The 17,836-nt window shown below is 58.0% G+C and carries 14 protein-coding genes; 11 read left to right on the plus strand and 3 right to left on the minus strand.

Annotated features, from left to right (window positions below):
• The first annotated feature begins 89 nt into the window (after window positions 1–89).
• Window positions 90–713, plus strand: coding sequence for an NUDIX hydrolase (locus Q0931_RS07170; RefSeq protein WP_299258720.1), 624 nt, complete (start codon window positions 90–92; stop codon window positions 711–713).
• Window positions 713–1,639 carry a hypothetical protein gene (locus tag Q0931_RS07175; RefSeq protein WP_299258722.1) on the plus strand — a complete coding sequence of 309 codons (927 nt, stop codon included), beginning with the start codon at window positions 713–715 and terminating at the stop codon, window positions 1,637–1,639. The genes Q0931_RS07170 and Q0931_RS07175 overlap by 1 nt, the downstream gene beginning before the upstream one ends.
• 109 nt (window positions 1,640–1,748) lie before the next feature.
• On the opposite strand, the gene pyk is transcribed toward Q0931_RS07175, so the two are convergent.
• Window positions 1,749–3,218, minus strand: coding sequence for a pyruvate kinase (gene pyk, locus Q0931_RS07180; protein WP_299258724.1), 1,470 nt, complete (start codon window positions 3,216–3,218; stop codon window positions 1,749–1,751).
• 319 nt (window positions 3,219–3,537) lie between these two features.
• Here pyk and topA point away from each other — a divergent pair, with 319 nt between their 5' ends.
• The 4 genes from topA (at window position 3,538) to Q0931_RS07200 (ending at window position 7,793) form a co-directional block, all read left to right on the plus strand.
• A complete protein-coding gene (topA, locus tag Q0931_RS07185; RefSeq protein ID WP_299258726.1) occupies window positions 3,538–6,207 on the plus strand; it encodes a type I DNA topoisomerase in 2,670 nt (889 codons plus the stop codon).
• A complete protein-coding gene (locus tag Q0931_RS07190; RefSeq protein WP_299258728.1) occupies window positions 6,204–6,662 on the plus strand; it encodes a DUF6586 family protein in 459 nt (152 codons plus the stop codon). Before topA ends, Q0931_RS07190 begins: the two co-directional genes overlap by 4 nt.
• A gap of 89 nt (window positions 6,663–6,751) precedes the next feature.
• A complete protein-coding gene (locus tag Q0931_RS07195; RefSeq protein ID WP_299258730.1) occupies window positions 6,752–6,997 on the plus strand; it encodes a hypothetical protein in 246 nt (81 codons plus the stop codon).
• A gap of 94 nt (window positions 6,998–7,091) precedes the next feature.
• On the plus strand, window positions 7,092–7,793 hold the full coding sequence (locus Q0931_RS07200; RefSeq protein ID WP_299258732.1) for a lipopolysaccharide kinase InaA family protein: 702 nt from the start codon (window positions 7,092–7,094) through the stop codon (window positions 7,791–7,793).
• A gap of 39 nt (window positions 7,794–7,832) precedes the next feature.
• Here the strand turns inward: Q0931_RS07200 and lexA are convergent, their stop codons facing one another.
• Window positions 7,833–8,477, minus strand: a complete 645-nt coding sequence (gene lexA / locus Q0931_RS07205) for a transcriptional repressor LexA (protein WP_299258734.1) — start codon at window positions 8,475–8,477, stop codon at window positions 7,833–7,835.
• Window positions 8,478–8,642: 165 nt separating this feature from the next.
• Here lexA and Q0931_RS07210 point away from each other — a divergent pair, with 165 nt between their 5' ends.
• Genes Q0931_RS07210 through Q0931_RS07225 form a run of 4 tightly spaced genes read left to right on the plus strand, consistent with a single transcriptional unit; the run spans window position 8,643 to window position 12,323 of the window.
• A complete protein-coding gene (locus Q0931_RS07210) occupies window positions 8,643–9,353 on the plus strand; it encodes a TetR/AcrR family transcriptional regulator (RefSeq protein WP_299258736.1) in 711 nt (236 codons plus the stop codon).
• Window positions 9,350–10,390, plus strand: a complete 1,041-nt coding sequence (gene nagZ, locus Q0931_RS07215) for a beta-N-acetylhexosaminidase (protein ID WP_299258738.1) — start codon at window positions 9,350–9,352, stop codon at window positions 10,388–10,390. Before Q0931_RS07210 ends, nagZ begins: the two co-directional genes overlap by 4 nt.
• Window positions 10,391–10,402: 12 nt before the next feature.
• The gene (locus Q0931_RS07220) at window positions 10,403–11,743 is read left to right on the plus strand and encodes a mechanosensitive ion channel family protein (protein ID WP_299258740.1); all 1,341 of its coding nucleotides are present in this window, start codon (window positions 10,403–10,405) and stop codon (window positions 11,741–11,743) included.
• Window positions 11,736–12,323 (plus strand): hypoxanthine-guanine phosphoribosyltransferase, encoded by a 588-nt coding sequence (locus tag Q0931_RS07225; RefSeq protein WP_299258742.1) that lies wholly within the window; start codon window positions 11,736–11,738, stop codon window positions 12,321–12,323. The genes Q0931_RS07220 and Q0931_RS07225 overlap by 8 nt, the downstream gene beginning before the upstream one ends.
• A gap of 153 nt (window positions 12,324–12,476) precedes the next feature.
• Here the strand turns inward: Q0931_RS07225 and mfd are convergent, their stop codons facing one another.
• On the minus strand, window positions 12,477–15,926 hold the full coding sequence (gene mfd / locus Q0931_RS07230; RefSeq protein WP_299258744.1) for a transcription-repair coupling factor: 3,450 nt from the start codon (window positions 15,924–15,926) through the stop codon (window positions 12,477–12,479).
• Between the two features lie 396 nt (window positions 15,927–16,322).
• Here mfd and Q0931_RS07235 point away from each other — a divergent pair, with 396 nt between their 5' ends.
• A complete protein-coding gene (locus Q0931_RS07235) occupies window positions 16,323–17,771 on the plus strand; it encodes a glyceraldehyde-3-phosphate dehydrogenase (protein ID WP_299258746.1) in 1,449 nt (482 codons plus the stop codon).
• Window positions 17,772–17,836 lie beyond the last annotated feature (65 nt).

Here is a 17,836-nt window from a genome sequence, read left to right on the forward strand (position 1 = left end):
AGCCACCAATCATGGACCATGATGGCAGCGGATGCCAGTCGCTGGGCTCATGGTCGTACAGGCATGATGGAGAGCAAGAGAGATATCGCATGACACATGACTGGTTAGCCTTTGCAAAATCGCTTAGATCCATTGCCCAGACCGGGCAGACCTATACTGACAGCAAGTATGAGCTGGAGCGCTATCATCAGCTGGAGGCGTTGACCAACCAGATGTTTGCTGTGCTCGGCGATGTGCCCATCGAAAAAATCGAAAACCTGATCATTCCTGATCAAGGGTATGCCACGCCCAAGGTCGATGTGCGCGGTGCGGTCTTTGACGACAGCGGCCGCGTGCTGCTGGTGCGTGAAATCAAGGACGGACTCTGGACGCTGCCCGGTGGCTGGGCCGATGTCAACGAAGGTCCCAGTGCCAACGTGTTAAAGGAGATTGTCGAGGAGTCCGGGCACCGGGCAAGTCAGCCGCGTCTGGCCATGCTCAAGGATCGCAGCCTGCATCCTTATGCGCACTATTCACCGGATCATATCTACAAGCTCTTTTATGTCTGTACCCATGAGGGCGGTGAGTTCGTGCCCAATAATGAGACAGATGCCGCGGCCTTTTTTGACCTCGACGATCTGCCGCCGCTGTCCGAGGGGCGTACGCTGCCCGTAGACATCCACGAGTGCTGGGCCTTTGCGTCGTCCGGAGCCGCAGGCATCTACAGCGACTGATGGCCATTGCGGGGATTGACCGACTGCTGCATGCCGACTGGAGCCTGTCGCCTTCAAAGCGTTGGTACGCCGAGGCATGGCGCATGAATGGTCTGTGGCAGATCCGTGATCCGGTGCGCATCGACAATCTTCAGGTCTGGCGCGACAAGGTCCTGCTGTCGCCTTCACAGGGAACAACGCTTGCCGGATTTGATTTTCCCATTGGGATACCAGGTCAGTGGGCCAAACAGGTTGATGTGACCGATTTCAGATTATGGCTGGACATGCTTGAGGCGGCACGATGGCGGGATTTTTTTGATACGGCAGGCGCAGTGGAAGAGATCTCGCTGACACGACCCTTTTATCCCCGTCATGCCCGAAAGGGGGTGAAACAGTCGGATCTGACGCAGGCGCTCAATGTGGAGAGTTTCGACGCACTGCGTCGAGCGTGTGAGCGGGCCATGCCCGGGCGCAAGCCCTGTCCTCTGTTCTGGACGCTGGGGGCCAATCAGGTCGGCAAGGCTGCTCAGACCGGCTGGCAGGACGTGATCAGACCGGCCGTGGCGCAGGGGGCTGCGCTCTGGCCCTTTGATGGTGAGCTGACAACGCTGGCGCAGACGCGTCACTGCATTGTGTGTGAAACCTGGCCCACGCTGGCTGCCCGCCGGGTGGGCGCCGAGTTGTCAGCGCGCCAGAGCAAACGGCGGCAAACCGATCGTCTCGATGCCTGTCAACGACTCCTGAATAGCCAACTGCCAATCGAATGGCAGACGCAGGCGAAAGCATCGCTGCTGTCAGGGTTTGGCGAGCGGGCTGATGGTGAGGATGCCTTTGATGCCATGCTGGGGCTTTTGATGATGGTGGCCGTGGTAGAGGGGCAGTTGCCGGTGTCATCGAGCCTGTCGAGCGTGGCGCGTCGTATCGAAGGGTGGATACTGGGCCTTTAGCATAACAGGTTGTGCAGGTTCGTCATGCGCAGTGCAGGTGCCAGAAAGCACAAAAGGCCTCCAGATGAAGGCCTTTTTCAATGTTGTGAAGCAATCCTGCAAAAGCCGATCAGCCGATATGTTCGCCGACCTGAACAATCTTCATGGCGTTGGTGCCGCCCTGGGCGCTGACGTGGTCGCCGCGGGTCAGGATGACATAGTCGCCCGGGTTGGCCAGGGCGCGCTTTTCAAGTTCGGAGACGGCGCGCTGGTTGACCTCGGCATTGGGCATGTCATCGGTATTGAACTCAATGGCAAAGACACCGCGATAAAGCGCCATGCGACGCAGCGTACGCGGATGCGACGACAGGGCAACGATGGGCAGACCGGAGCGAATACGCGAGGCGATCAGTGGGGTGTAGCCGGTCTCGGTGAGACAGGCGATGGCTGCCACGCCCTCGAGATGGTTGGCCGCGTACATGGCCGACAGGGCCACGGTTTCATCAATGCGATGAAACTCATCGGCCATGCGGTGCTTGGATTCCTGAGCGGCACGTTCGCGCTCGGCACCCATGCAGCAGCGGTTCATTGCTTCAATGGTTTCGACCGGGAAGCTGCCGGCGGCCGTTTCGGCAGACAACATGACGGCATCGGTGCCATCAAGGACCGCGTTGGCGACGTCAAAGACCTCAGCACGCGTCGGCAGCGGCGACTCAATCATCGATTCCATCATCTGCGTGGCCGTGATGACCGCGCGATTGAGCGTACGAGCACGGGCAATCATGCGTTTCTGGACGCCGATCAGCTGCGCATCGCCGATTTCTACGCCCAGATCGCCACGGGCCACCATGACGGCATCGGAGGCAATAATGATCTCATCAAGCGTGGTTTCGTTGGCCACGGCTTCAGCGCGTTCGACCTTGGCGACCAGCGCAATATTCTTGCCGGCCTCGCCGAGCAGATCGCGAGCCAGCTGCATGTCGGCGCCGGAGCGGGGGAAGGAAACCGCCAGAAAATCGACTTCCAGATCGATCGCGGTTTTCATGTCCTCGCGATCCTTGTCGGTCAATGCCGCTGCCGACAGGCCGCCACCCTGCTTGTTGATGCCCTTGTTATTGGAGAGCTTGCCCCCCACCTTGACCGTGCATTCAATGCGTCCGCCATCGACGTGCTGGACTTCAAGCACCACGCGGCCGTCGTCGAGCAGCAGCACATCGCCGCTTTTGACGTCGTCGGCGAGTTCCCTGTAGTCACAGCCGACCTGGTGTTCGTTGCCATCATCGCGGCCCAGATTGATATCGAGGGCAAAATTCTGGCCGTTTTCAAGCTCGACCGAGCCGTTGACGAAACGCGCGATACGAATCTTGGGGCCCTGCAGGTCGCCCAAAATAGCGACGTTGCGTTGCTGGTTTTTGGCCGCTTCACGCACGGCCATCACGCGGCGACGATGGTCTTCGGCGCTGCCATGGGAGAAGTTGATTCGAACAACATCAACGCCTGCGTGCACCATGGCATCGAGGACGCCTTCCTTGTCACTGGCGGGGCCAAGGGTGGCGACAATCTTGGTGCGGCGAATCGGACCGGCAGTCGCTTTTGTCATGAAGCATTCTCCTGATGCGGTGGCTGAATGTATTCACTATACCTTCTTCACCCCTTCGGGTGCGACGGCTACTCGCCAAAGTCTTGATGAGACTCCGGAGAATGTCGAAGCATTCGATGCGTCATGAAAAGCCCGGGCGGTGTCAGTGATAAAGAGTCGTTGTCATGCACCGTTTTTAACCGGTGGCGCCGTGGATAAGGCCAGGGTAGGGTAGTCGCATTTTCAGGGTGTCTGAACCAGTCCGGATCAACGGACGCTCACACACGCTGCTTTTCTGACATGACAGTGTCGGCAGGGCCGGCAAAAGAGACGGAGATCTATGGGCAAGTCACTGGTGATCGTCGAGTCGCCGGCCAAGGCCAAGACCATCAACAAGTACCTCGGCAACGATTTCATCGTGAAATCGAGTGTGGGTCATATTCGCGATCTGCCGACCAGTGGTAGTGGCAAAAACGCCACTGACCCTTCCGAGCGTGCGCGACAGGCGGCTGCCACGCGCAAGATGTCTGCCGAAGAGAAGGCGGTCTATAAAAAGCGCAAGAGTCATGATCAACTGATTCGCCGCATGGGCGTTGACCCTGAAAATGACTGGCAGGCGAACTACGAAATCCTGCCAGGCAAGGAAAAGGTCGTTGATGAGCTCAAAAAGCTCGCCGAGAAGGCCGATGCCGTCTATCTCGCGACCGACCTTGACCGCGAAGGGGAAGCGATCGCCTGGCATTTGCGGGAAACCATCGGCGGCGATGAGTCACGCTATCGGCGTGTGGTGTTTAACGAAATCACCAAAAATGCCATCGCTCAGGCGTTCGAAACGCCCGGTGAGCTCAAGCTTGATCGTGTGCATGCCCAGCAGGCTCGACGTTTTCTGGACCGGGTCGTGGGGTTCATGGTCTCGCCACTTCTGTGGAACAAGGTTGCCCGGGGTCTTTCCGCCGGCCGCGTTCAGTCCGTGGCAGTACGTCTGATCGTTGAGCGAGAGCGCGAAATTCGCGCCTTTACGCCCGAAGAGTTCTGGGACGTGCATGCCGATCTTGAAGCCGCCAGCGGCGATACCGTGCGTTTTGAAGTGGCACGCCATGAGGGTCAGACGTTCCGACCCGTTAGCGAGGCGCAAACCACCTCACTGATCGCACCGCTCAAAAAGGCCGATTATGTCATTACCGGCCGGGAGGATCGCCCGACTTCCAGCAAGCCCGGTGCACCCTTTATAACGTCTACTTTGCAGCAGGCTGCCAGCGGCCGCCTCGGGTTTTCGGTCAAAAAGACCATGACTCTGGCGCAGCGCCTGTATGAAGCAGGCTTCATTACCTACATGCGTACCGATTCGACCAACCTGTCGGCCGATGCCATTACCATGGCGCGTGACTACGTCGAAGCGGAGATGGGGAGCAACTATCTCCCCGAATCGCCCAACATCTATTCCAGCAAGGCCGGCGCCCAGGAAGCCCACGAGGCAATCAGGCCGACCGACGTTCGCCGCCGGGCCGACGACCTTGGCAGCATGGAGCGTGATGCCGAGCGTCTCTACGAGCTGATCTGGCGTCAGTTTCTGGCCTGCCAGATGGTGCCGGCCCAGTATCTGTCGACCACGCTGACCATCGAAGTCGAGAATTTCGAGCTGCGTGCCAAGGGGCGTGTGCTGCGCTTTGATGGCTACACCCGGGTGCTCAAGCCCTCGTCCAGAAAGGAAGAGGATCAGCAGCTGCCGGATCTGGGCAAGGGAGAGCGTCTTGAGCTCAAAACGCTCGAACCGAAGCAGCATTTCACCAAGCCGACTGCACGCTACACCGAAGCCAGCCTCGTCAAGGAGCTGGAAAAGCGTGGCATCGGTCGACCCTCGACCTATGCGGCGATCATCTCCACGATCCAGGAGCGTGGCTACGTCAAGCTGGACAGCCGTCGCTTCTATGCCGAGAAACTGGGTGAAATCGTCACCGACCGACTGACGGAGTCCTTCCAGGATCTGCTGGATTACGGCTTCACGGCACGGATGGAAGATGAGCTTGACCATGTCGCGGATGGCGAGCGCGACTGGCGTGAGCTGCTGGACAGCTTTTACGGTGATTTTCGTGCGCGCCTTGAGCATGCCGAGGGCGAAGAGGGCATGCGCCCCAACCAGCCGGTCGAAACCGATATCCAGTGTCCGACCTGTGGGCGACCAATGCAGATTCGTATTGCCTCGACCGGGGTCTTTCTGGGCTGCTCAGGTTATAACCTGCCGCCCAAGGAGCGCTGCAAGACCACCATCGACCTGCTGCCGGGCGATGAGGCAGTGCCGGCAGACGCCGATGAAAACGCCGAGACCGATGCCCTGCGTGCCAAGCGCCGTAACCCGAACACGGGCACGGCCATGGACAGCTACCTCATCGATGAGACGCGCAAGATCCACATCAGTAACGATGATGATGGCTACTACGAAATCGAAGAGGGTCACTTTCGCATCAAGGGTTATGAAGGCCCGACCATCGAGTGCGACAAGTGCGGCTCGGAAATGCAGCTGCGTACGGGGCGCTTTGGTAAATACTTCGCCTGCACCAATGACGAGTGCAAGAATACCCGCAAGCTTTTGAAAAGTGGCGAACCGGCCCCGCCGAAGATGGATCCGATTCCGATGCCGGAATTGGCTTGCCAGAAGGTGGATGACCATTACGTGCTGCGTGATGGTGCCAGTGGTCTTTTCCTGGCGGCCAGCCAGTTCCCGAAAAATCGTGAGACGCGACCGCCGCTGGTCAGCGAAATCAAACCGCATGCCGAGGCACTGCCTGAGAAGTACCACTTTCTTTTGCAGGCACCGGACCATGATCCGGACGGTCATCCGGCTCAGATTCGGTTCTCCCGCAAGACCAAAAGTCAGTACGTGTTGACTGAAGAGGATGGCAAGGCGACTGGCTGGAAGGCACTGTGGGATGGTGATCGCTGGCAGGTCGAAGACAACCGAAAGAGCCCGGGTGCCAAAAAGGGCAGCAAGGGTGGGAAGCAGGTCTCATGAGCCATCAGGGGCGTACCAATCAGCTGCTGTATCAGGCCATGCTGTTACTGGAGCAGCCGGCAGGCAATGATGAGCATGCCGATGCCAGACGTCGGGCCCTCGAAGAGGGGGCGCTTTCAATGATTGAAATGGCGCTTGAAAGCGCGATCAAGGAGATCGCCCATACCTGTCGCTGGCCCTTGATGCACTGGCGTACGGTGCTGGATCAGCCACCGGCACCGGTCGCCGAAATCGAGTTGTTGCGAGCACTTGTGGCGCAGCCCGACAGCTGGCTGGCCCGTCTGCTGCAGCTGCTGGATCGTCTCCATGATGAAGGCGGCGCCGCACAGCTTCGCCGCCATGACAACATGATTGCCTCCAGCCAGAATGAGCCCCTTCATCGGGAGCTGGAAAAGTGTCTTGACGATTTTCGGGCACTACTCCCAAGACTTCGTGAAACCAGTTATGAATGGTAATTCCTTGTATTTGATAAACGTGACATTGTCGTCAGGTGCCCTTAACATTGCGTTAATGTTGTTCGCTGATCGGATCAGTGGGGTGGCACATGACTGAAGCGGCCGTATTTGAAATTGTTGAGCTTGAAGACGGGCAGTTTGTGCTCCGAGCCGCCGACACCGATGAGAAGATCGAGCCTCTGGCCAGCATTCGCTTTTCATCCCAGACGCTGGAACTACTGCGCCATCATCGATTTGATGTTGCCCGTGAGATGCTGGATCACCTGATTTCCCGCTCTGTACTGGCCGATGAAGATGACGCTATTGATGCGCCCGAGCCTGCTGCCATTCACTGATCCGGTATCATTATATTGATCTGCTCGATACCCGTTTATGCGCGGGTATCGGCGTTTCAGGTCCTTGTACCTGAAAAACCGGAATGAATGCGTTGTGTCACAGAGCCTGCAGGGCGATTTTGACTTCTGGTGGCAGGCACCAGGAGAATGGGTAGAGCCTCCCAATCAGCGAAAGGGCGGCCTCAGCGGCGTCCGGTTTGTAAGCCCCGACCCGCAGGGGCCTTCGTTTTACGTCAAGATTCAGCACGGTCATCTTTTTAATAGCCTGCGCTATCCGCTGGGCCGGCCCACGACAGTGCGTGAATGGCAGGGGCTTAAGCGGTGTCAGAAACTTGGCGTGAACGCGCCGGCTCCTGTCTTTTTCAAGGCCCGGAAAGACAGGCAGGGCTGGCAGGCCGTGATGGTGACCGAAGCGCTACTCGGTTATGAGAGTCTGCAGGCCATGCTGTTGGCCAACCGCGACGCACTGGAACAGCGCGCTGCCATCTTTCAGGCGCTGGCGGAAAATTTGATCAGGCTGCATCAAAGTGGCTACAAGCATGGGCACCTCTATCCCAAGGAAGTGCTGGTGAGTCTTGATGATGATGGCAGGGCACACACGGCCCTTGTGGATCTGGAGAAATGCCAGCGTCGGCCATCAAGTCGTCTGGCAGCCATGCGTGACCTGACACGTCTTTTTGGAGACGCTCGTCCGATGGGGATGCGCGATGATGAGTGCCATCTGATGATGGATATCTATCAGCGTACCGGAATGGCGCTGGACAGGGCCCGGCTCATGTTGCCGCGCGTGCGGTGACGCCCCCTGGCGCATCACCACACGGGACAAAAGGAAGGTTTAAAGGCTGTTACCGTCACCACCCCGGATGACACCGACGCCAACGCCTTCGATGTCCAGACTCTGGCGCGTTAGATCAATTGTAATGGGTTCGAAATCGGGGTTTTCAGCAATCAGGCTAACGATGCTGCCCTGGCGCTTGAAGCGCTTGACCGTCACATCGTCTCCCAGTCGTGCCACCACAACCTGCCCGTCACGGGCATCATGTGTGCGATGGACGGCCAGAAGATCGCCATCAAGAATACCGGCATCACGCATGGAAAGACCGCGAACTCGAAGCAGATAATCGGCGCCCGGATTGAAAAAATCGGCCGGCATCGGGCAATAGCGTGAGATGTGTTCGGCGGCAAGGATCGGACTGCCGGCCGCCACTTCCCCAATGACGGGCAGACCTGTGATGACGTTTTCCTGTTCCTGAGCGACCTGCACCTGAGCAGAAAGACGAATGCCGCGTGATGTTCCAGGGATCATCTCGATGACACCCTTTTTGCGCAGGGCGCGCAGATGCTCTTCAGCGGCGTTGGGTGAGCGAAACCCCAGGGCGCCGGCAATTTCGGCACGCGTGGGCGGGTAGCCGAGTTCACTGATGGTCCTGGCAATGAAATCGAATACGGCCTGTTGGCGTGCGGTCAACGGTCGTGTCATGTGCAGTGGCCATTGTTGATGTATACAGTATGTGATTGTATCCAGTCATCAGGTCAATGCAAGCGCTTCGATACTGTCTCCGGTGCAGGTGGCGGCGACCAATGGTGATACCATCGCTGTCTGATCTGCACGTTTTATTTTCATGACAGAGAACTGATATTTTCCATGGTGCCATCCGATACCGTGACCCGAATCCTTGATGCGGCTGAAGTACTGTTTGCAGAATATGGCTTTTCCGAAACTTCGCTGCGGCGAATCACCGGTCGCGCCGAAGTCAATCTGGCCGCTGTCAACTATCATTTTGGCTCCAAGCAGGCCCTGATACAGGCGGTGTTTTTCCGATATCTGGACCCTTTCAGTGCGGATCTCCATCAACGACTGGATGTGCTCGAGACAGACGAGGCGAAAGCATCAGACCTTGATGGGCTGCTCGATACGCTTTTTGGCAGCGTTCTGGAAATGCCCTCCGAAAGTCATGACCTCAGAACCTTCATGAAGCTTCTGGGGCTTGCCTATTCGCAGGCCCAGCGCCATCTTCGCGATGAGCTTCGCAGCCGTTATGGCGATATCTTTTCGCGCTTTTTGAAGCTTCTCAGGCAGGCGACCCCGGAACTGGCCAACGATGAACGCTTCTGGCGGCTGCATTTCATGCTGGGGTCGGTCATCTTTACGCTATCCGGTCTCAACACGCTGCGCGATATCGCAGAGCATGACTATCATCAGCGCGTCACGATTCGAGAGCTGGCTCAACGATTGAAGCCGGTCGCGCTGCATGCCCTGCGTGCTCCGGTTAGTGATGTCGACTCTAGTACCATGCTGGATTCTCATCCGAGCAGCCATGTGATTTCCCATCCCAGAACAGGAACGCACTCATGATCGACTCCCGGGCTGAAATCTTTGGTGGGCCTCTCATGTGTGACATTGAGGGCACGCATCTGAATGAAGAGGAGCGTGGCTGGCTGTCCGACCCCTGCGTGGGGGGTATCATCCTCTTTGCGCGTAATGTTGAGTCCCCCGAGCAGATGCGTCAGCTGTGTGATGACATTCGTCGATGTCGTTCGAACATCGTGATCGGCATTGACCAGGAAGGAGGGCGTGTTCAGCGTCTTCGCAATGGCGTTACCACTCTGCCGCCCATGGCGCGGCTGGGTCAGTACTATCGCCGGATGCCCGATGAAGCACTGGTGCTTGCCCGGGATACCGGCTGGCTGCTGGCCATGGAAATGGCGGCCTGTGGTGCGGACTTTTCCTTTGCACCGGTGCTGGATCTAGACGATGCGCGCTGCCCGGCCATCGGCAACCGTGCCTTCTCCGATGATCCGCAACATGTGACAGCGCTGGCGGGCGCCTTTATTGAAGGGTTCGAGGAAGCCGGTATGGCAAGCGTCGGCAAGCATTTTCCGGGCCACGGTGGCGTCACGCTCGATTCACATCTTGTGATGCCGGAAGATACCCGAACACTTGAAGCGCTCGAGTCTCATGACCTGATTCCCTTTCGTGCGCTGTCTGACCGGCTGACCGGCATCATGCCGGCCCACGTGCGCTTTACCCGGATTGATGATCGACCGGCTGGATTTTCGCGGCGATGGCTCGACTATCTACGCCATGACATCGGCTTTGAAGGTGTCATTGTGTCCGACGATCTTTCCATGAAAGGGGCGGCCATGGCGGGCGGCCCCGGTGAGCGCGTCATGGCAGCACTCGAGGCAGGTTGTGATCTGGTCCTGTTGTGTAATGACCCGGAAGGGGCGGCCGAGGCCCGCCAGACGCTGCATTCGCCCATGAGGGAGCCGTTGGTACAGCGTCGTCTGGAACGACTACGCTTTGCCGGCGGCATCGTTGATCTTGCGACGCTGAAGGAACAACCGCGCTGGCACCGTACCAGAGAGCGGTTAGCGAATCTCCCTACCTGAAGAGAGGACACAATGGCGCAGCAATCCGGCAGTGGTGGCTCATCATCGGGCGGCTCTCAATCCAGCGGATCGGAGGCCACCCATTACTGGCAGCAATTGCTGGAAAATACCCGAGAGTGGGCCACGGGCTATTTTGGGCTGCCCGGCTGGGTACTGACGATCATTCTGGTCGTGCTGCTGGTGCTACTGTTTGATCTGGTCTGTGCTTTTCTGCTGGGTCGACTCGAGCGTCGCCTGAACAAGAGCCCGAGGCGCTGGGATGACGCGCTGTTGCATGCACTTCGTGGGCCGCTACGGTTGTGGTTATGGCTCGGAGGGCTGTGCGCCATACTGGCCCTGGTGGCTCAGGGATTCGATATCGCTGGCATCACTTCCTATGCCAGTCTCATTTTCGGGGTCTCGACACTGGCCATCATATTCTGGGTCGAGGTGCGTCTCATGCAGCGCCTTGAACAGCGTCTGGTGTTTCCACCGGCCCATTCAAGCGCCAAACCAGTAGATCAGACCTCTGCTTCAGCAGTCACCAAGATTGTGGGTGCGCTGACGCTGATCGTGGTGCTGTTACTGGGCCTTCAGATGCTGGGAGTATCGGTGTCGAGCCTTCTGGCAGTGGGTGGTGCCGGCGGTATTCTGATCGGTTTTGCCGCGCGCGATGTCATGGCCAATTTCTTTGGCGGCATGGTCGTTCATCTGGATAAACCCTTTCAGGTCGGACACTGGATACGTTCCCCCGATCGCGAGATTGAAGGCGTCGTGGAGGATATCGGCTGGCGTTTGACCCGTATCCGTACCTTTGCCGGGCCGCCCATCTATGTGCCCAATGCGGCGTTCAGCCGGATTACCATCGAGACGCCCTCACGAATGCAGGCCCGCCTTCTCTGGGAAAACGTCGGTATCCGCTATCAGGATGCCGGGGCCATCGAGTCGATCACCACTGACATACGCCAGATGCTCGATCAGGATAACGAGATCAACAGCGACGAGCTGATTACGGTGACCTTTAGTCGGTATGGTGACTATTCGCTGAACCTGATGATCTACGCGTTGAGTAGTGTCACTGACTGGCAACGCTACAACGAGACCCGGCAGCGCATACTGCTCTCGGTGCGCGACATCATCTATCGCCACGGCGCAGAACTGGCCCTGCCTGCTTCGAGGGTCTATGTCCCCGATGAAGTGCGTCTCAGTAATGGGGTGGGGCAGGATGATCTTGAGTCCGAGGAGGATTCCCGCCAGGATAGCGACCCTCAAAATTCCCGGTCAGGCACCAGAAGCCGAGCGCGGAAAAAGGACAAGGGGCAGAGTGCCCCCTTTGATACCGAACAGAACAGTGAGTCAGATGGCGATGCCTGAACAGCATGATGGTCACCTTGAGATAGCCCAGTATCACAACGATATGAAGGTTTTGATGGATGAGGCGGATTGCCTGATCGATCTTCCTGCGGTTGAAAGGGCGCTGGATGACATGGCAGAGCAATTGACACAGTCGCTCTCTGACAGCATGCCGGTGTTTTACTGTGTGATGAATGGCGGGCTGATCACGACCGGTCATTTGTTAACCCGGCTTGGTTTTCCGCTTGAGGTGGATTATCTGCATGCCACGCGCTATCGCGGCGGCCTGCGCGGTGGTGAGCTGTTCTGGCGCGTCTCCCCCGAAATTCCCATGGCAGGGCGACACGTGGTCATCGTGGACGACATTCTGGATGAGGGGGCAACACTTGCCGCCATTCTCGAATATTGCCATCAGGCGGGTGCGGCCAGTGTGTCATCGGCCGTGCTGGTCGAGAAGGTGCACGACCGCAAGGCTGTGCCTGACCTCAAGGCGGACTATTGCGGCCTGGAAGTCGAGGACCGCTATGTGTTCGGTTTTGGGATGGATTACAAGGGCTACTGGCGTAACGCCCCGGGCATCTTTGCTCCGCGCGGACTCTGATCACGGCTGGCGAGTCCCCTGGAGGTCAGAGCCCGCGACGCCGGCATGCGAGATAGGGCGCTGCATGAATGAGGCCCAAAGGGCCGGCCATCAAGGCCGGCCCTTGTCGTCTGTGTCAGGCACACTCTGTGCCCGACGGACGCCGTGAGGGCGTCATGACTTCTGGTTGAAATGTTCCAGCAGGGATTCAATGGCGGCAAAGCGCGTCTCGGCCGTCTCCATGGGTTTTTCAAAGCGCAGAGTGTCAGCGCCATCAAGGCGGTATTGGTCGGGCGCTTTCTGCATCATGTTGACCAGCGTCATGGGATCAACCGAAGTATCGGCACCAAACTGTATACGTCCACGCTTGTCTCCCGCCTCCAGGCGCGTAATACCCAGGCGCTCGGCCTTGAAGCGAAGGGTGGCCTGGCGGAAAAGATGCTTGACCGGCTCCGGCAGCATCCCGAAGCGGTCGATCATTTCGACCTGCAATTCACGTAGCTCTCCATCATTTTTGGCATTGCTGATGCGCTTGTACATGACCAGACGCTGCTGAACGTCATGCATGTAATCTTCAGGGATCAGCGCTGGCAGTCCGAGACTGATATCCACGCCTTCCGACATGGGCGCTTCAATATTGGGCGTCTTGCCGCTGCGAATGGCATTGACGGCGCGGTCGAGCATTTCCATGTAAAGGCTGTAGCCGATGGTCTCGATCTGACCGCTTTGCTCTTCGCCCAGCAGTTCCCCGGCACCGCGAATTTCCAGATCGTGGCTGGCAAGCGCAAAGCCTGCGCCCAGATCTTCTGCCTGAGTAATGGCTTCCAGACGCTTGGTCGCATCCGCTGTAATCTGTTTGGGCGGCGGGGTGAGCAGGTAGGCGTAGGCCTGATGGTGTGAGCGGCCCACACGACCACGCAGCTGGTGGAGCTGGGCCAGGCCGAACTTGTCGGCACGCTCGATGATGATGGTGTTGGCGCTGGGGACATCGATGCCGGTTTCGATGATGGTCGAGCACACCAGCACGTTGAAGCGCTTATGATAGAAGTCCGACATCGCACGCTCCAGGGCGCGCTCGGCCATCTGGCCATGGGCGACACCCACGCGGGCATCCGGCACCAGTTCGCGCACCTTTTCAGCCGTGGCTTCGATCGATTTGACCTCATTGTGCAGGTAGTAGACCTGGCCGCCTCGCAGCAGTTCGCGCAGTACGGCCTCCTTGAGGACGGCCTGATTACGCTGCTGCACGAAGGTCTTGACCGACAGCCGTCGCGCCGGCGGTGTGGCAATAATGGAGAGATCGCGCATACCGCTCATGGCCATCGACAGCGTTCGCGGGATCGGTGTGGCGGTCAGGGTCAGAATGTCGACTTCGGCACGAAGCGTCTTGAGCTTTTCCTTTTGATGAACACCGAAGCGATGTTCCTCATCAATGATGACCAGCCCCAGATTGGCGAACTCAAGCTCCTTGCCCAGCAGCTTGTGTGTCCCAATGACGATATCGATGCGACCATCATTGAGACGTTCCAGCGTCTGCGACTGCAGCTTGCCGCCCTGAAAGCGTGACAGGATGTCGATATTGATGGCCGAATCGGCAAAGCGGTCACGGAAGTTGTCAAAATGCTGCTGTGCCAGCAGTGTCGTCGGCACCAGCACGGCCACCTGCCGGCCGGACTGGACGGCCAGAAAGGCCGCTCGCATTGCCACTTCCGTCTTGCCAAAGCCGACATCGCCGCAGATGACGCGGTCCATCGGCTGGGTTGAGGTCATGTCATGAATGACGGCGTCAATGGCCATGCGCTGATCCGGCGTTTCCTCGAAGGGAAAAGTGGCCGCAAAGCGAGCATATTCCTGCCCCGGCGGCTCACAGGCAAAGCCTTCACGCGCCTCACGCCTCGCATAGACATCCAGCAGTTCGGCTGCCGTGTCTCGAACCTTCTCGGCCGCCTTGCGCCGTGCCTTTTCCCACTGATCGCTGCCCAGCTTGTGCAGGGGGGCACTTTCATCACTGGCGCCGGCATAGCGTGAAATCAGGTGGAGGCTGTCGACCGGTACATAGAGTCGTGCGCCGCTTGCGTATTCCAGCGTCAGGAACTCGGCCGGCATGCCACCGGCGTGCAGGGTTTCAAGTCCGAGATAGCGGCCGACACCATGCGCCTTGTGGACGACCGGTGCGCCTTCCCTGAGTTCGGACAGATGACGTATGGCCAGCTCGTTGTCGTCCGTGGCACGACTGCGGCGCCGGCTCTGACGCACGATCTCGCCATACAGCTCGGTTTCGGTCAGTACCAGCAGCTTTTCGCTTTCAAGCCAGAGCCCGCGCTCAAGGCCACCTTCAACGAGTGCGTAAGGCTGACGAGTGTCGAGAAAGCTCTGCCAGCTGTTTGTGTCACCCATGGAAAGGTTCAGCGGTGCCAGAGTCTCGTGCAGAGCCTCCTGTCGGCCCCGTGATTCGGCCACAAATAACACGCGAAGATCATCATGACTTTTCAGGAATTGTTCCAGCGACGCCAGCGGTCTGGCTGCGCGCGCATCGATGGCAATGTCGGGCAGCGCAGCACCCTCAACAAGGGTGCCTTCCTCATCGGTGCGCCATTGAAGCCGTGGGTAGTGGTTAATCTGTCCAAAAAGCTCTGCCACCGGCACGAAAGCCTTTGCCGGGGGGAGTAGCGGCCGGGTGGGATCAACGCCCAGATTTTCAAACCGTCCTGTGATGGACTGCCAGTGACTTTCGGCGGCTTCAAAGCTGCCCGGCATCAGGGCACAGCGCAGCTGATCGCCAATATGGTCAAAAAGCGTTGAGGTGTGTTCAAAAAACAGTGGCAGATACTGCTCAAGTCCCGGAGAGGGAATGCCCTGCAGGGCATCCAGATAAAGCGGGCAATGACGCGGATCAACATCAAAGAGCGTCTCAAAGCCTTCGCGAAACCGGGCGATGGCGTCCTGAGTCAGCGGATATTCATGCGCCGGCAGTAACTCGATTCGCTCGGTGCGTTCACTCGAACGCTGGGTGTCCGGGTCGAAATGACGCAGCGTATCGATCTCGTCATCAAAAAGATCGATACGTAGCGGTTGTTCACTGCCCACCGGGTAGAGATCGATCAGCGCCCCGCGAAAGGCATACTCACCAGGTTCGTAAACGGTTTCGACGGCACGATAACCGGCCCGATGAAGCTGGCCGCGAAAATGCTCACGGTCCAGCGACATGCCTTTTTCCAGATGCAGTGCCTGGACGGCCACATAGTCGGTTGGCGGCAGGCGCTGCATGAGGGTGTTGATCGGGGCCAGTATGATGCTCTGGTACTGATGCTGGAGCTGGCGTAGGGTGCGAAGCCGTTCCGAGACGATGTCCTGATGGGGCGAGAAGCTGTCATAGGGCAGGGTCTCCCAGTCAGGAAAGACCAGAACCTCCTGATGGCTGAAAAAGCGCAGTGCCAGCGCCATGCGCTGTGCGCTCGCCGAGTCCGGCGTGATCACGAGCAGGGGTGTTTTCTCTGCGCTGGCCAGATGGGCCATGGCAAGGGCATCAGCGCTGCCTTCAGGCAGTCGCCAGCGTGTGTTTTCCCGGGCAGGGGCAAGCGCAGGGGGCGAGAGAGGGCTGATGATGTGGCTATGCGATGGCATGGTTCACTTCAGATCGATGGGCACAGGGACAAAATGCGGACAGTATCGTCGATATGGAAGAGGTTTGCCTTGAAGTCTGTCATTCCCGGGACATTTGAGTTGGCTATTGTGCCGTATCACGTCCTGTCGTGGCGGCGCTCATGATGTGGTTTCGGGTATCGATAAAACGCTCGTGACCAGTCATGGTGCCGCACGGAACACTTGTCAACCGATCCTTTGGTGTAGTCAGGCTACATATTTGCGACTACACAACCATTGTGAGGAGGCGACGCTCTTTCGATAATGCCGCCAGCTTAAGATTGCAGCTGCCGAGAGAGTGCCCACGATACCAAAATGGATATCAATTAAAAAAAGGGCAGGCGCTGCAGGTTTTCGATCACTGCAAGGAAACCTGACGTGAGTATGGAAAAAGAAGAAACGTGTCTGCAACAGTGGCAGGCACAGGAGGCGCTGGCCGAAGAGATGATTCCACTATTGGGGCGTCTCTATCGAACCTGTCAGGTGGTGCCGCTGATGTATGGCCGTTCGATGGTCAACCAGTCGGTCATTCAATTATTAAAGCATCATCGCTATGCCCGACACGCTGAAAATGTCGAGCTCGAGGTCAGCGACACCTTCGCTCTTGTCAAACGATTGATCGAGCTTGAGCCCGGCCCTGCTCATATCGATATCGGCAAGCTTGCCGTGGCGTACAAGCGCAGCGGCGAGCGCGATGTGATGGGCTTTCTGCGACAGGCGCTTGCGCCTGTCGTGGGTCAGCAGGGTAAGGGGGCTTCAGAGCCGCCACGCGATGTGGTGCTTTATGGCTTTGGTCGTATCGGTCGCTTGCTGGCCCGGCTTCTTATCGAGCGAATCGGTGGTGGGCGAACGCTGCGACTGCGAGCGGTTGTGGTGCGTGGAGACAGCTCCGATCTGGAAAAGCGTGCCAGCCTGTTACGACGTGATTCCATTCACGGGCCTTTTCCCGGCACGCTGACGCTGGATCATGACAACGACGCCATCATTGCCAATGGCAACTATATCCAGTTCATTCGCGCCGAATCACCGGAAAGCATCGATTACACGGCTTATGGTATCGACAATGCCATCGTGGTGGACAACACCGGCAAGTGGCGTGATCGGGAAGGACTCGAGAAGCATCTGGTCTCGAAGGGTGTGGCGCGCGTTTTGCTGACAGCGCCGGGCAAGGGCGATATCAAAAATATCGTCTACGGCATCAATGAGCATGATGCCGATGAAAGCGAGCAGATTCTGTCTGCGGCGTCGTGTACCACCAACGCCATTGTGCCGGTGTTGAAATGCCTGTCGGATCGTTATGGCATTGAGCGTGGTCATGTCGAAACGGTACATGCCTACACCAATGATCAGAATCTGACTGATAACTACCACAAGGCCGAGCGTCGTGGCCGAAGTGCCCCCATGAACATGGTGTTGACCGAAACAGGTGCTGCAAAAGCGGTGGCACGCGCACTGCCGGAGCTTGCCGGCAAACTGACCGGCAATGCCATTCGTGTCCCTATTCCCAATGTTTCCATGGCCATTTTGAATCTGACGCTTGAGAAGGCTTGCGACAGGGCATCCCTCAACGGCTATCTGCGCCAGATGTCGATTGATTCGAAGCTGCGTCGCCAGATCGACTTTGTCGATTCGCCTGAAGTGGTGTCATCGGATTTCGTGGGTAATCGTCATGGCGGGATCGTGGATGGCAAGGCCACTATCGTTGACGGCAAAAATATCGTGCTATATGTATGGTACGACAATGAATTTGGATATAGCGCTCAGGTGATTCGCCTGGTACAGCACATGGCACATGCGCGACTTCCTTCCTTTCCTTCACCAAACTGAAACGAGCGCATTTTCTCCTGGACTTTGGTCCAGGAGTCCCCCCGCCTTCATGTGAATCCCTTGTA

Source organism: uncultured Kushneria sp., from assembly GCF_947497025.1.
Lineage (GTDB): Bacteria > Pseudomonadota > Gammaproteobacteria > Pseudomonadales > Halomonadaceae > Kushneria.